Source organism: Pseudomonas sp. BIGb0278, from assembly GCF_024809895.1.
GTDB lineage: Bacteria > Pseudomonadota > Gammaproteobacteria > Pseudomonadales > Pseudomonadaceae > Aquipseudomonas > Aquipseudomonas shirazensis.
The window spans coordinates 75,418-90,456 of the sequence record NZ_JANUEL010000006.1; the positions used below are offsets into that span (position 1 = coordinate 75,418).

At 60.5% G+C, this 15,039-nt stretch carries 13 protein-coding genes; 2 read left to right on the forward strand and 11 right to left on the reverse strand.

Annotation, left to right across the window (positions count from 1 at the left end):
* Positions 1-56: 56 nt before the first annotated feature.
* From htpG to M2396_RS19140, 3 genes are all read right to left on the reverse strand, one after another.
* A complete protein-coding gene (gene htpG / locus M2396_RS19130) occupies positions 57-1,964 on the reverse strand; it encodes a molecular chaperone HtpG (protein WP_101318162.1) in 1,908 nt (635 codons plus the stop codon).
* Between the two features lie 96 nt (positions 1,965-2,060).
* On the reverse strand, positions 2,061-2,519 hold the full coding sequence (locus M2396_RS19135) for a PaaI family thioesterase (protein WP_101318160.1): 459 nt from the start codon (positions 2,517-2,519) through the stop codon (positions 2,061-2,063).
* Complete coding sequence (locus M2396_RS19140) at positions 2,519-2,995, reverse strand: PaaI family thioesterase (RefSeq protein WP_150569693.1); 477 nt, start codon at positions 2,993-2,995, stop codon at positions 2,519-2,521. The genes M2396_RS19135 and M2396_RS19140 overlap by 1 nt, the downstream gene beginning before the upstream one ends.
* A 149-nt stretch (positions 2,996-3,144) precedes the next feature.
* On the opposite strand from M2396_RS19140, the gene M2396_RS19145 reads away from it, so the two are divergent.
* On the forward strand, positions 3,145-3,411 hold the full coding sequence (locus M2396_RS19145; protein ID WP_101318157.1) for a hypothetical protein: 267 nt from the start codon (positions 3,145-3,147) through the stop codon (positions 3,409-3,411).
* 51 nt (positions 3,412-3,462) lie between these two features.
* Here M2396_RS19145 and M2396_RS19150 read toward each other — a convergent pair whose 3' ends face one another.
* The 5 genes from M2396_RS19150 to M2396_RS19170 all read right to left on the reverse strand — a co-directional run bounded on the left by M2396_RS19150 (position 3,463) and on the right by M2396_RS19170 (position 10,515).
* The gene (locus tag M2396_RS19150; RefSeq protein WP_259077290.1) at positions 3,463-4,227 is read right to left on the reverse strand and encodes a DUF599 domain-containing protein; all 765 of its coding nucleotides are present in this window, start codon (positions 4,225-4,227) and stop codon (positions 3,463-3,465) included.
* A gap of 126 nt (positions 4,228-4,353) precedes the next feature.
* Positions 4,354-5,790, reverse strand: a complete 1,437-nt coding sequence (locus M2396_RS19155) for a TolC family protein (RefSeq protein ID WP_310504242.1) — start codon at positions 5,788-5,790, stop codon at positions 4,354-4,356.
* A complete protein-coding gene (locus tag M2396_RS19160) occupies positions 5,787-8,894 on the reverse strand; it encodes a MexW/MexI family multidrug efflux RND transporter permease subunit (protein WP_259077292.1) in 3,108 nt (1,035 codons plus the stop codon). The genes M2396_RS19155 and M2396_RS19160 overlap by 4 nt, the downstream gene beginning before the upstream one ends.
* Complete coding sequence (locus M2396_RS19165) at positions 8,891-10,012, reverse strand: efflux RND transporter periplasmic adaptor subunit (protein WP_259077294.1); 1,122 nt, start codon at positions 10,010-10,012, stop codon at positions 8,891-8,893. The genes M2396_RS19160 and M2396_RS19165 overlap by 4 nt, the downstream gene beginning before the upstream one ends.
* 35 nt (positions 10,013-10,047) lie before the next feature.
* The gene (locus M2396_RS19170; protein ID WP_224786385.1) at positions 10,048-10,515 is read right to left on the reverse strand and encodes a DUF2165 family protein; all 468 of its coding nucleotides are present in this window, start codon (positions 10,513-10,515) and stop codon (positions 10,048-10,050) included.
* Between the two features lie 185 nt (positions 10,516-10,700).
* On the opposite strand from M2396_RS19170, the gene soxR reads away from it, so the two are divergent.
* Positions 10,701-11,165 carry a redox-sensitive transcriptional activator SoxR gene (gene soxR, locus M2396_RS19175; RefSeq protein ID WP_150569699.1) on the forward strand — a complete coding sequence of 155 codons (465 nt, stop codon included), beginning with the start codon at positions 10,701-10,703 and terminating at the stop codon, positions 11,163-11,165.
* Between the two features lie 122 nt (positions 11,166-11,287).
* On the opposite strand, the gene brnQ is transcribed toward soxR, so the two are convergent.
* The 3 genes from brnQ to sucC form a co-directional block, all read right to left on the reverse strand.
* On the reverse strand, positions 11,288-12,601 hold the full coding sequence (gene brnQ, locus M2396_RS19180; protein WP_150573381.1) for a branched-chain amino acid transport system II carrier protein: 1,314 nt from the start codon (positions 12,599-12,601) through the stop codon (positions 11,288-11,290).
* Positions 12,602-12,911: 310 nt separating this feature from the next.
* Positions 12,912-13,796 (reverse strand): succinate--CoA ligase subunit alpha, encoded by an 885-nt coding sequence (sucD, locus tag M2396_RS19185; protein WP_101318141.1) that lies wholly within the window; start codon positions 13,794-13,796, stop codon positions 12,912-12,914.
* A complete protein-coding gene (gene sucC, locus M2396_RS19190) occupies positions 13,796-14,962 on the reverse strand; it encodes an ADP-forming succinate--CoA ligase subunit beta (RefSeq protein WP_008091914.1) in 1,167 nt (388 codons plus the stop codon). Before sucC ends, sucD begins: the two co-directional genes overlap by 1 nt.
* Positions 14,963-15,039 lie beyond the last annotated feature (77 nt).

Sequence of the window (15,039 nt, forward strand, 5' to 3'; positions counted from 1 at the left end):
GGTACAAAAGACCGTAATAAAAAAGCCCGCCGAAGCGGGCTTATTCAGCGCTTATCTCAAGCAGACAGCTCGACCAGCAGCTTGTTCAGGCGACGCACATACGCCGCAGGGTCCTTGAGGCTGTCGCCAGCGGCCAAGGCAGCCTGATCGAAGAGGATGTGCGAAAGCTCGCCGAAACGATCCTCGCTCTGCTCGTGATCGAGTTTCTCGATCAGCGGGTGAGCCGGGTTGAATTCGAAGATAGGCTTCGAATCCGGCACTTTCTGCCCGCTGGCCTCGAGAATCTGACGCATCTGCAGGCCCAGGTCCTGCTCACCGATGGCCAGGATGGCTGGCGAGTCGGTCAGGCGATGGGAAACACGCACTTCAGCAACACTGTCACCCAGCGCAGCTTTCAGACGCTCGACCAGACCTTCTTTTTCCTTGGCGACTTCTTCCTGGGCTTTCTTGTCTTCTTCCGAATCCAGCTTGCCCAGGTCAAGGTCACCGCGGGCAACATCGACAAAGCTCTTGCCGTCGAAGTCGCTCAGGTAGCTCATCAGCCACTCGTCGATACGGTCGGTCAGCAGCAGCACTTCGATGCCTTTCTTGCGGAAGACCTCAAGGTGCGGGCTGTTCTTGACCTGCGCGTAGGTTTCGCCGGTGAGGTAGTAGATCTTGTCCTGACCTTCTTTGGCACGGGCCAGGTAGTCAGCCAGCGACACACTTTGCTCGCCGCTGTCGTCGTGGGTTGAAGCAAAGCGCAGCAGGCCGGCGATCTTCTCTTTGTTGGCGAAATCTTCTGCCGGGCCTTCCTTGAGGACCTGGCCGAAGTTCTTCCAGAAGCCCTTGTATTGCTCGGGTTCGTTCTTCGCCAGCTTCTCGAGCATGTCCAGCACACGCTTGGTCAGCGCGGTTTTCATCGAGTCGATGATCGGGTCTTTCTGCAGGATCTCGCGCGAAACGTTCAGCGACAGGTCATTGGAGTCAACCACGCCCTTGATGAAACGCAGGTACAACGGCAGGAACGACTCGGCCTGGTCCATGATGAACACACGCTGCACGTACAGCTTCAGGCCACGCGGCGCTTCGCGCTGGTACAGGTCGAACGGCGCGCGGGCCGGGACGTACAGCAGCGAGTTGTATTCGAGCTTGCCTTCGACCTTGTTGTGGCTCCAGGCCAGCGGGTTTTCGAAGTCATGGCCGATGTGCTTGTAGAACTCCTGGTATTCCTCGTCCTTGACCTCGGTACGCGGACGGGTCCACAGGGCGCTGGCGCGGTTGACGGTTTCCCATTCCTGCGCCGGTGCGGCTTCGCCTTCAGCGGCTTCGGCCTGCTCTTTAGGCAGCTGGATTGGCAGGGCAATGTGGTCGGAGTACTTCTTCACGACGTTGCGCAGGCGCCAGCCGTCAGCAAACTCCTGTTCTTCCTTCTTCAGGTGCAGAACGATGCGCGTGCCGCGTTGTGGCTTGTCGATGGTGGCAACTTCGAATTCGCCCTCGCCTTTCGACGACCAGTGCACGCCTTCAGCAGCTGGCTGACCGGCACGACGGCTGTAGACGTCGACCTGGTCGGCGACGATGAACGCCGAATAGAAGCCCACGCCGAACTGACCGATCAGGTGCGAATCCTTTTTCTGGTCGCCGCTGAGGTTTTTCATGAAATCGGCAGTGCCGGACTTGGCAATGGTGCCCAGGTGCGCAATGACATCTTCACGGCTCATGCCGATGCCGTTGTCTTCCAGGGTCACGGTGCCGGCCTCGGCATCGAAGCTGACGCGGATTTTCAGGTCGGCGTCGCCCTCGAGCAGCTCTGGCTTGGCCAGGGCTTCGAAACGCAGCTTGTCAGCGGCGTCGGAGGCGTTGGAAATCAGCTCGCGAAGGAAAATTTCCTTGTTCGAGTACAGCGAGTGGATCATGAGGTGCAGCAGTTGCTTTACCTCGGTCTGGAAGCCCAGGGTTTCTTTTTGTGTCTCCACACTCATGGTCTTCAAAACTCCGATCTGATGGCAATGGTCGCCTGGCAGGCCGCGGTGGCCGGCGTTTACGGCGGGATGTCCAACAGATGGGGGCATGGCGGACTATTTCAAGGGCTTTTCCGGTTCGATCTTGAAATGAGCACGGGCCATGGCGATCGGCAGGTTGCGATCGTCCTGCCAGGCACTGATCGCGACATTGGTCACCCGCCGCCCCTGGCGCCAGAGCTGGCAGCTGGCGTAGGTGTCGCGCAGATAGCCGGCACGCAGGTAGTCGATGGAGAAATCGATGATTTTCGGAATGCTCGCGCTTTCGCTATAGACCAGCAGGTAGAGCGCTGCCGAGAGCTCCATGAAACCTGCGATGACACCACCATGAATGGCCGGCAACAGCGGATTGCCGACATTGTCGGCACTGGCTGGCAAGCGGAACAACAGCTGCTCGCCCTGGCGCTCGCACTCGATACCGATGAGCCCTGCATAAGGAATCAATGACAGCAGTGGTGCGTAATCACCCACAGCGTGGGCCTGATTGAGGCGCTGGCGAACGTCTGCCGGAATCATCAGCCCTGCCCTCCATCAAGCTTGCCAGCAAAGCGGATACCACCCCTGGCCTGCTGACCCAGGCGCATGAAAGTCCCCACCACCTGGCAGATAGGCTGCTCGGGGTCATCCTGATAGGCCATGCCACGGGTGAAAATCACATCGCGGGTGACACGATAACAATGCGCGTGGCCGTAGATATCCTTGCCGGCCTCGGCGGGGTGCATATAGTCGATGCGCAGGTCCAGGGTCGGGCACACTTCGAACTGCGCCAACGAACACAAAGTGGCCATGCCGCAGGTGGTGTCCATCAACGTGGTCAGCGCGCCGCCATGGACTGCACCGGTCTGTGGATTGCCAACCAGCAGCGGCGACCAAGGCAGCACCAAGGTCATGCCGCCAGCATCAGCTTGATGCACGCGCATGTTCAATAACTGGCAATGCCGGAGTGCCGACAGAAAGCGTTCAGCCATGGCCGTCAGAGACGAATCGATCACCGTTAAGCCCTCGTTGGCGTGACAGCACAAGCGCGTTGAAAATTCCAGAGTGGACGCGCACTTATATATCTGTAATCTCTGTGGAACTAATTTCGCGCACTTGAACTCGAAGGTTCAAGTAAGTTATTCCACCCAAGGAGAGACACCCCATGCGTAAACCTTTTGCTTTTGCTCTGATGCTGGCTGCTGCCATGGGCCTGGCTGCTTGCGACAAGGCAAGCGAAAACAAGGCTCAAGATGCACAGGAACACGCTGAGCAAGCCCAGGAAAAAGCGGGCGAAGCTCAGGATAAGATGAATGAAGCTGCCAAGGAAAACGCCGAAGCTGCCAAAGACCAGGCTGAAGCGCAGCAAAAAGCAGCTGAAGAAGCTGCTGACAAAGGCGAGCCGGCCCCGACTGCACCAGTCAAGCCGTAATCGCAGCACATTAAAAAACCCGACATTGTCGGGTTTTTTTATGCCTGAAGTTTAACGATTAACCGTTTCAGTCAACACCGCGCTCGGCTCTTTCGGCGCGTCAGCAGGGACACTTTCAGTCGGCGTGAACACCATCACTTCCAATACATCGGAGTGGAACTCGCGGCGATAAAGAATCAGCACTACGCCCAGGCTGACGACCATGAACAGCCACGGGTTGATGAACCAGGTCAACATGGCCATGCCGAAGTAATAGGCGCGCAAGCCCAAGTTGAACTGGTTGGCCGCAAGTGACAGCACCCGTGCTGCCCGCGCGGCAAATGCCTTGCGCTCAAGCTCGTTGACCAGGCGCTCGCCGATCATCGGCGCCGAGCCCACCAGCACCGCTGCAAAGTTGTACTGGCGCATGCACCAGCTGAAGGTGAAGAAGGCGTAGACGAACACCGCCGCCAGGCCCAACAGCTTCACTTCCGACATGCCCTGCGAAGCCACCTGCACATACGGCAGGTCGGCCAGCAGCGATACGGCGCGGTCCGACGCCCCCAGCACCGTGAGGATACCGGCAAGGATGATCAACGTGCTGGAAGCGAAGAACGATGCATTGCGCTCAAGGTTGCCGATCACACTGGCATCGGCAATGCGGTTGTCGCGCAGCAGCATGCGCCGCATCCAGTCTTCCCGATAGAGGTGCAGAACGCTGGCCAGGCAGGCCGTATCGCGGCCCTTCCAGATTGCGTAGCGGGTGTAACCACCCCAGCACACGGCAAACCAGCAGACTGCCAACAGGTTGCTCAGGTTGCTTTGGATAAAGCTCATGCAGGTTCTCGACCGTTCAGGTGCACAAAAGGATATCGGTTTCGACGCCCGAATGTGGCAAAAGACACGCGTTGAACTACAAAAGCTGCGCCCCCTCGCCAACCACCCAGGTTGCCACGCTTCGGCTCACACGCCTGCACCTGCAGTAAGCGCCTGCGGCGCATGACCAGGGCCTGCTGCACCCCAACCCAATGCCTTGTAAAGGGCGATGACGTGGACATACGAGGCTGTCTCCGCCTGGGCAAGCTCCTGCTGGATCTCGAACAGGCCGCGTTGATTTTCCAGCACTGCCAAGTAGCTGCCCGAGCCCGCGCGATAGCGCGCCATCGCGATGTCGAGTGCTGCCTGGCCATGAGTAGCCGATTGCAGCATCCTGGCTACACGCGTTTGTTGCTGGGTGAGCTGGGTAACAGCGTGCTCAACCTCCTCCTGAGCCTGCAGCAAGGACTGCTCGTAGCCTGCCAGGGCGCCCTCCGATAGCGCCTGCGCCCCGCGCAAGCGCGCACGCGCGCTGCCCAGGCGCAGTGCAGGCCAGCTGACGCCAGGCGCAACCTCGAATGCGCGTGATGCGCTGCCGATGGTGTTGCCGCCCAGGGCGATGAACCCGATGAAGCCACCCAGGTCCACACGCGGGTACAGTTCGGCAGTCGCAGCGCCGACGTCTTCAGTGCTCGCTGCCAGCAAGCGCTCGGCACGCACCACGTCGGGCCTGGCGCGGATCAGGCGATCGACGTCGCCCAGCGGTAATTGCCTGACCAGAGGTGGCGATGATGGCGCGTCGAAGTTGACTGAATGGTGGCCTGGCCGATAACCCGTCAGCACATCGAGCCGTAAGCGCATTTGCTCAAGCATTACTGCCAGCGGCGGAATGGCGGCCTCGCTGCGCAACAGGTTGGCGCGGGCGTTCTCCAGATCCTCCGGGGAGCCGCTGCCCGACATTACGCGGGCCTGGACCAACTGCAGCGTTTCTTGCCAGCTCTGTGCCTGCGCTCGAGCCAGTTGCAGTCTGTGCTGCGCGCCTTGGCCCTCGTAATAGGCACGCGCAACTTCGGCGGCAATGGTCAGTTGGATCAAGTCCAATTCTGCCTGCATTGCCTGCGAACGAGCTTGTGCCGACTGGCTCAGGCGGTTCAGACGCCCGAACAAATCGATCTCCCACTGAGCATCGAAACCTGTCCGCCAGCTTTCGCTCAGCCTGCGTTCGACCTTACCGTCAGCGTCGGCTTGTTGCGCGATGCTGCGCAGATAGCCAGCTTGCGCGGTGACGGCGGGCAGTCGATCCAGGCGGCGTTCATCGGACACCGCGCGAGAAGCCTGCAGGTTGGCCTGGGCCTGGCGAATGTCATGGTTGTGCGTCAGTGCCGTGGAGATAAGCTGAGTAAGCCGCTGTTCATCGAAGAACGTCCACCACGGCGCCTGACTCAGCGCCGCATTGAACTGGCTCGCCTGCTTGCTCTGCACTGCAATCGGCGGCGTGACAGGTTGAACGTATTGCGGTCCTACCGCGCAGCCGAGCACCGCGCTGACACTGGCCATCAAGACCCATGGGTACAGTTTTTTCATGATGCGCTCCCCTGCTCCGCTGCGCCCTCACAAGTATCGACTTCGGCAAGTTGTCGTGCGCGAAGGGTCGTGGCGCTGGCCGAGTGGTTGCGGGCCAGCAGCGTGTACACCGTGGGCAACACGAACAAGGTGAAGAGCGTACCGACCAGCATCCCCGACACGATCACCACACCCAACCCGAAGCGGCTATTAGCACCCGCACCACTGGCGAACAACAACGGCACCAGCCCCACCACCATTGCCGCAGTGGTCATCAGCACCGGCCGCAGGCGAATCTGTGCCGCACGCAGAATGGCCGTGTGCCGGTTCAGCCCTCCATGCACCTGCAGCTCATTGGCGAACTCGACCATGAGGATGCCGTGCTTGCTGATCAGACCAATCAGGGTCACCAGGCCGATTTGGGTATAGATGTTCAAGGTGGCAAAGCCCAGCGCCAACGGCAGCAATGCGCCGCAAAGCGATAGCGGCACGGTGATCAGGATGATCAACGGGTCGATCAGGCTTTCGTACTGTGCGGCCAGCACCAGGTAAATGATCACCAGCGCCGCGAGGAACGCGAACACCAGCGCGCTGCCTTCATGCACGTACTGGCGGGCATCGGATTGCCAGTCATGGCTGAAGCCGGCCGGCAGGCTACTCGCCACCCCCTCGAGAAAGGCCACGGCCTCGCCAAGTGATACACCCGCCGCAGGGATGGCCTGCAAGGTAGCGGCATTTTGCTGGTTGAACTGCGTCAACTTGTTGGGCTCTACCTGCATCGCTACCTGCACAACGGTCGACAGCGGCACCAGCGTTTGATCCTGTGTGCGCACGAACTGGCGCGCCAACCCCTGCGGAGTAAGGCGCTGATTGCCCACGCTCTGCGGAATTACATCATAGGAGCGGCCCTCCAGGCCGAAACGGTTGACGTAGTTCTCACCGACCAGTACCGCCAGCGATTCACCGATGTCCTGCATGCTTATACCAAGGCTGTTGGCCTTGGCGCGATCAATGCGCACCTGCACCACCGGACTGTTGTAATCGAGGTCACTGTCGACGACGGCAAACAGGCCGCTGTCTCGTGCGCGCTGTTTGATCTCCTCCATTGTCTGGTAAAGCAGCGCATGACCCTGTGGACTGCGCAGCACCATCTGCACCGGCAGGCCGCCGGTAGAACCGGGCAACGCCGCTAACTGGAAGGCAAAGATACTGGTGCCTTCGACTTCATTGACGGCGCCCTGCAGTTGCGCCTGGATCTGCGCGGCTGATCGCTCGCGCTCGCCCCAGGTCGACAGGTTGATGCCACCAATGCTGGAGGCCACGCCGTCGCTGCCGTTGATGATCCAGGTGCTGACGGTCTCCGGGATGCTTGCGTAGACGGCATCGAGTTTATGGGCAAAACGTTCCACATAGTCCAGATTTGCATGCTGCGGCGCCTTGATCGCAGTCAGCACGTTGGCCTGATCCTCAGCGGGTGCCAGCTCGCGCTGCGGCAACTGATACAGCAGCGGCAGGCTCACGCACACCAGCAGCGCGAACCCGGCGGTGACCCAGCGGTGGCTCAGCGAAATACTCAACAGCTGGCCATAGTGTCGCGTCAAACCAGCAAAGAACTGCTCGGCGGCATGCGCCATGCGCCCTTCCTGCTGTCTGGCTGGCAACAGCAACGAGCTCATGACCGGCGACAGGGTCAGGGCAACCACGCCCGACACCACCACCGCGCCGGCCAGGGTCAAAGCAAACTCCTTGAACAATGCGCCCGTCAGGCCGGCCATCAGCCCAATCGGCGCATACACCGCCGCGAGGGTAATGGTCATGGCGATCACCGGCCCGGCCACCTCACGCGCGCCGATCAACGCAGCGGCGACCGGTGACTTGCCCGCCGCGATGTGCCGATGGACGTTTTCGACCACCACGATGGCATCATCCACCACCAGCCCGATGGCCAGCACCATGGCCAGCAGGGTCAGCAAGTTGATGCTGAAGCCGAAGGCCAGCATCAAACCTGCGGCGCCCAGCATCGACAGCGGAATGGTCGCCACCGGGATCAACACGGTGCGCAACGAGCCAAGGCACAGATAGATCACCACCACGACCACGAGCAAGGCTTCGAGCAAGGTATGCATGACCTCATCGATCGACGCCTCAATGAACCGCGAAGTCTCGAAGGCCAGTTCGACCTGCACGCCGGGCGGCAGGGTCTGGCGGATCTGCGGCAGCAGCTCCCTGATCCCTGCGACGATCACCAGCGGGTTGCCAGCCGGGGTCGGAAACAGCCCCAGGTGTACCGCAGGCGTGCCATCCATCAAGCCGCTGGTTTCCGACGCTGCTGCTCCCAGCTCGACCGTGCCGACGTCCTTCAACTTCACCAGGCGGTTGCCGTCGTTGTGAATTACCAGCTCGCGAAATTCGGCGACGCTGGCAAGATCGGTATTGACCCGCACGCTCGACACCACGTACTGGCCCTTGACCTTGCCGGGTGCGGCCTGAAAGTTGTTGCGCCGCACAGCCTGCGCGACATCGGCAGCGGTCAACCCGCGTGCAGCCAAGCGGTCGGCGTCCAGCCACAACCGCATCGCGAGCCGTTGCCCGCCGAATACCTCGACCTTGGCAACCCCTTCGATGGTGGAGAACATCGGCTCCCCCACCCGCGCCAGGTAGTCTGTCATCGCTGGCGTAGCGAGCGTTGCGCTGGAAAAACCAACATAAGCGACGGCGGTGGAGTCGCCGGACGAGCGTTCGATCACCGGGTCATAGGCCTGCGCCGGCAGCTTGTAGCGAACCTGATTGACCTTGGCCATGACCTCGGTCAGCGCCTGGGTCGAGTCGCGGTTGAGCTCCATCCTGAGGGTGACCAGGCTGCGCCCCTGCACCGAGGAGGACGATAGATAGTCAATGCCCTCGACGGACGACACCGCTTGCGCAATCGGCTGGGTAACGAAGCCTTGCATCAGCTCCGACGATGCTCCCGGATACTCGGTCATGACCGTGATGGTCGAGCTTTCCAGCATGGGGTACTGGCGGGTCGGCAGCTTGCCCACTGCGAGCAAGCCCAGCAGCAGAATCAGCGTGCTGACCACCAAGGCGAGCACCGGGCGGCGCACGAAAACATCGGTAAATTTCATGGCGACACCTGTGCGATATCGCTGGCAAGCGGATCTGGTGCGGCCAAGGTGTCATGCGTGACCTCCTCGACGGCCATGCCATCGCTGAGCTTGAGCTGCCCTGAGGTGACCACCCGATCTCCTTCGCGCAGGCCCTTGTCGATCTCCACGCGACCATCGCGCCGCTCGCCGGCCTCGACGGCGACACGCTTGACCACCAGCATCTGCTGGTCGTTGCGTTCCGCCACGAATACCGTGTCGCCATAGGCTGTGTAGGTCACCGCCGTTTCCGGAATGGTGAGCACCGGCTGCGTCTCGGCGAGCGCCACCTGGATGCTCGCGTACATACCGGCCTTGAGCAGGCTGTCGGGGTTGGTCAGCGTGGCTTGCACCTGGACCGTACGCGAGCGGTCGATCAACGGATCAATCGCGCTTACCTTTGCCTGGAAACTGCGACCAGGATAAGCATCGACCAGTAGCTCGACCGGCTGCCCGACGTAGAGGCCTGGGCTGCTTTGCTCGGCGAGCGAGAAGTTGGCGTGAAGCGTGCGCGCGTCGACCAGGCTGACAATTGCATCACCAGCGTTCAGGTACTGGCCTTCATGCACACGGCGGATGCCAACCACCCCGGAGAATGGCGCACGAATAGCCTTTTGTGCGATCAACGCCTCATTCTGCCGTAGCGCGCCGACGGCCATGTCATGTGCCGCGCGTGCGTCGTCGAGCTGCTCCTGGGTCGCGGCGTTTTGCGCGACCAGGCTGCGGGTGCGTGCGAGCGCTGTCTGCGCGTTACGCAGCTGTGCCTGAAGGCGTATGCGCTCGGCTTGCTCGGGTGCGTCATTGAGTTGCAGCAGTAACTGACCCGCGGCAACCGCCTGCCCCGAGGTGAACGAGATCTTGGTCACCCGACCACCGACCTCCGCCGGCACCTGCACCTGGCGAGCGGCTTCCAGCCCGGCGATTGCGGAGATGCTACTCGAAGCGTTGCCGTGCTCGACGGTAGCGAGCGCGACCTTGGTCAATGCAGTCACTCCAGCTGTGTCTGCAGTGTCTTTGAAATTACCCGCTGCGTAGAGCGCAGCGCACAGGATGAGGGCACACGCTGCGATGGCGAGGGCACGGGTCGTTTTTGTATGCATGGCGAAGAGGCTCTTGGTCTCGGACTTGGTTCGGTTCATGCCCAGCGGCCGTTGAACAGGAAAAAGCTGCCCAACGTCCAGATCAGTAACGCCAGGTGACCGCGTTGCAGGTCGTCTTCGCGAATCCAGTAAGCGAACCAAAGGCCGCCCAGATGCATGGCCAACAGGCAGCCAGTGAAAGCGCTCAGGGCAACGTTGAGCCAAGGACGGGCTTGCTCCAGGCCGCCGCCGATAAGCAACAGGTAACACCCGATCCAGCACGCAAGCAAAGCAACGCACTTGAGCACCAGCAGCACGGACACGGTCAGGCGATGCCAGCGCACGGAGGTCAGCGCACGCTCCGACAGGATCGAATGGATAGCGGGTGGTTGTTGCAGCGACGTCATCGACATCGTCACCCCCACCGCGTGGACCAACTCACGAAACCCGCGCAGGTTATCGATCACAGCGATCGTCAGCCAAATGGCCAGGCCGACTGCGTACAGCGACTGAAACAGCCACACAGAACTATCCAAACTCATAGAAATGCCTTTATCCGTAGTAGTGCTATTGCCCGTTGCCGCTGCAGACGGCTGCCATTGCAGCCAGCCCGCACGGGAGCACGCGCCGATCCCACGGCGCGCACGCAGATTTGCCAAATGCAGCGCGAGGCACTCTAATACCTCAAGTTATCTTGAGGTCAAGCACCATGGACAAAGAACTGGAATCGATCGGCCCCTACCGGACATTGAGCGTCGGCGAGGTGGCCAAGCGCAGCGGCGTAGCGGTCTCTACCCTGCACTTCTATGAGTCCAAGGGGTTGATCACGAGCACGCGCAGCGAAGGTAATCAGCGCCGCTACTCGGCAATCATGTTGCGCTATATCGCCATCATCAAAGTGGCACAGCGCACCGGGATTTCCCTGGAGTCCATCCGCGCAGCGTTCAGCCAGTACCCGGTCGGCAGCAAACTCACCGCGGCGCAGTGGAAGGTGATGTCGTCCCAGTGGAAGGCCAACCTCGATGAGCGCATTGAACGGCTGACGAGATTGCGGAACGAACTGGACAGTTGCATAGGTTGCGGGTGTCTATCGCTGGATGACTGCCCGTTGCGCAACCCAGGTGATGTACTCGGTGAAGCAGGCCCTGGCCCGCAGATTCTGGAACGCTCCTAGTTGCACATTGTAAGCCACGCATAAAAAAACCCCGGATCCTGACGGACACGGGGTTTTGTCATTCAGCTGCAGCAAACGCCCAAGCGGCTTGTGGCCAGCGCTCGCCAGAAGCTGTCAGTGCCTCACGCCAGGACCTCGCGCGGCTTGCCCAGCATCCAGTCGCAAAGCATCGCCGCGCCGAGGGTCAGCGCCGAAGGTACCAACCACGCCAGGCCTTGTTCGCTCAGCGGCAGATGCGCTACGGCATCCGGCAGGATGTGCGCGAGCGAAGTGCCTTTGATCGCGTCGACCATGCCGAACAACAACGACACCGCCATCACCGGACCCATGATACGCACCGGCGAGTTCCAGATCCCTTTGCAGAAGCTCAGCGCCACTAGCACGATGCATGGTGGATAGATTGCCGTCAGCAACGGGATCGAGAACATGATCAGCTTGGTCAGGCCAAGGTTGGAAACCACCAGCGAGAAACCGGCCAGGATCACCACCAGCGTGCGGTACGACAGCGGCAGAATCTGGCTGAAGTACTCGGCACAGGCGCAGGTCAGGCCAACCGCAGTCACCAGGCAGGCCAACGCGATCAAAACCGCCAAGAAGCCGCTACCAAGCGAGCCAAAGGTGTGTTGCACGTAGGCATGCAGCACGGCCGCGCCGTTGGTAGCGTCAGCGGCGATGTCATGGCTGCCGGCACCGAGGCGGAACAGGCTGATGTACACCAGTGCCAGCCCTAACCCGGCGATCAGGCCAGCGATGACTGCATAGCGGGTGATCAGCTTTGGCGACTCTACGCCACGCGAGCGGATCGCGTTGACGATGACGATACCGAAGACCAGCGCCCCGAGGGTGTCCATGGTCAGGTAGCCATTGATGAAACCCTGCGAGAACGGCGCGGCAACGTAAGCCGGCTGTGCTTCGCCGATGGTCCCGGCAGGCAGCGCAAACGCAGCGATACCCAGGGCCGCCAGGGCGAGGATCTTCAGCGGTGCAAGGAAGCGGCCCACGGTATCGAGCAGCTTGCCGGGGTACATGGACACTGCCAGCACGATGATGAAGTAGACCAGGCTGTAGATGAACAACGCCAGCGGGCTTTCACCGGTCAACGGCGCTACGCCCACTTCGAACGACACCGTTGCTGTACGTGGGGTAGCGAACAGCGGGCCGACCGACAGGTAGCAGACCGCCGCCAGCAGGCCACCGAAGAACTTGCCGATCGGGCTGCTCAACGCGTCCATGCCGCCGCCGACCTTGGCCAGGGCAACCACGGTGATGACCGGCAGGCCTACCGCAGTGACGAGGAAGCCCAAGGCTGCCATCCACACGTGCGGGCCTGACTGCAAGCCAACGATCGGCGGGAAGATGATGTTGCCGGCGCCGACGAACAGCGCAAACGTCATAAAGCCAAGCGCCAGAATATCCTGGCCTTTGAGAACTTTCATTTAAGGAAATACCACACTACTGAAATCGGGATTTAGAGAGGGATTTCCCCTTGGATGAGGGAAATATGGGACCGTCCGGGTGGGACAGACCTTTTTGACATACCCGCACCCTTTTGGGGCGCCGACACGAAAGTGGGCGACAGTGTAACCAAGTTGCACCCCGACTGCACGGCTGGCTGACGAGGTGTCTCGCCAATGCAATTGGCTGTCGCGGTTATGAACGACAGCCCCAGTGAGCTGACTTGCGGTACTGCTGAAACGACAAAGGCCACCCGAAGGTGGCCTCTGTGCGCGTGGGGGGTCTAGCGTATTACTTCTTGGCTTCCCAGCCAGTCAGCTCGGCCAGGGCCTTGCCGATGTCGGCCAGCGAACGCACGGTTTTAACACCTGCGTCCTGCAGCGCTGCAAACTTCTCGTCTGCAGTGCCTTTGCCGCCAGAGATGATTGCACCAGCGTGACCCATACGCTTGCCCGCAGGAGCGGTAACACCAGCGATGTAGGAAACGACCGGCTTGGTCACGTTGGCTTTGATGTAGGCAGCGGCTTCTTCTTCAGCCGAACCGCCGATCTCGCCGATCATGACGATCGCTTCGGTCTGCGGGTCTTCCTGGAACAGCTTCAGGATGTCGATGAAGTTCGAGCCTGGGATCGGGTCACCGCCGATGCCGACGCAGGTCGACTGGCCGAAGCCGGCGTCGGTGGTCTGCTTGACAGCTTCGTAGGTCAGGGTGCCGGAACGCGACACGATACCGACCTTGCCTGGCAAGTGGATGTGACCTGGCATGATGCCGATCTTGCACTCGCCCGGAGTGATCACGCCTGGGCAGTTAGGGCCGATCAGGGTAACACCCAGTTCGTCGCACTTGACCTTGGCATCCAGCATGTCCAGGGTAGGAATGCCTTCGGTGATGCAGACGATCAGCTTGATGCCGCCCAGGGCTGCTTCAAGGATCGAGTCCTTGCAGAAAGGAGCTGGAACGTAGATGACCGAAGCGTCAGCGCCGGTAGCTTCTACAGCTTCTTTCACAGTGTTGAACACTGGCAGGCCCAGGTGAGTGGTGCCGCCCTTGCCCGGAGTCACGCCGCCAACCATCTTGGTGCCGTAGGCGATGGCTTGCTCGGAGTGGAAAGTGCCCTGCGAGCCGGTGAAGCCCTGGCAGATGACTTTGGTGTCTTTATTGATCAGGACGCTCATTACTTGCCCTCCGCAGCTTTGACAACTTGTTGAGCAGCGTCGGTCAGGCTGGTTGCAGCAATGATGTTCAAACCGCTTTCTGCCAGTACTTTAGCGCCGAGTTCGGCATTGTTGCCTTCCAGACGGACGACAACCGGTACCTTGACGCCGACTTCTTTCACAGCGCCGATGATGCCTTCGGCAATCATGTCGCAGCGAACGATGCCGCCGAAGATGTTGACCAGTACGGCCGCGACATTGCTGTCGGACAGGATGATCTTGAAAGCTTCGGTCACGCGCTCTTTGGTAGCACCACCACCTACGTCGAGGAAGTTGGCTGGCTTGCCGCCGTGCAGGTTGACGATGTCCATGGTACCCATGGCCAGGCCAGCACCGTTGACCATGCAACCGATGTTGCCTTCCAGCGCTACGTAGTTCAGCTCGAAGCTGGCAGCGTGGGCTTCACGAGGATCGTCCTGGGACGGGTCGTGGAAGGTCTTCAGCTTAGGCTGACGGTACATTGCGTTGGCATCGATGTTGATTTTGGCATCGAGGCAATGCAGGTCGCCGTCGGCCTTGATGACCAGCGGGTTGACTTCCAGCAGGGCCAGGTCGTGTTCTTTGAACAGCTTGGCCAGGCCTACGAAAATCTTGGCGAACTGTGCAACTTGCTTGCCTTCCAGACCCAGCTGGAACGCCAGTTCACGACCCTGGAATGGCTGAGCGCCAACCAGTGGATCGATAGTAGCCTTGATGATCTTCTCAGGAGTTTCGTGAGCGACTTTCTCGATATCCACGCCACCTTCGGTGGAAGCCATGAACACGATACGACGGCTCGAACGATCGACTACAGCGCCCAGATACAGCTCTTTGGCGATGTCAGTGCAGGACTCGACCAGGATCTTGGTCACTGGCTGACCGTTGGCGTCAGTCTGGTAAGTCACCAGACGCTTGCCCAACCACTGTGCAGCGAACGCCTTGGCGTCTTCTTTGCTGCGAACCAGCTTGACGCCGCCCGCTTTACCGCGACCACCTGCGTGAACCTGGGCTTTTACAACCCACTCGGAACCGCCGATCTTGTCGCAGGCTTCTGCTGCTGCTTCAGGGGTGTCGACTGCGAAACCCTTGGAAACTGGCAGGCCGTATTCAGCGAACAGCTGCTTACCCTGATACTCGTGAAGATTCATGCTTTATACCGTCTTCGTTAGGTACTGCGCTTCGGCGCTGCGCCAACAATGGCGCCGCACCACCTGTGACCGTTAAA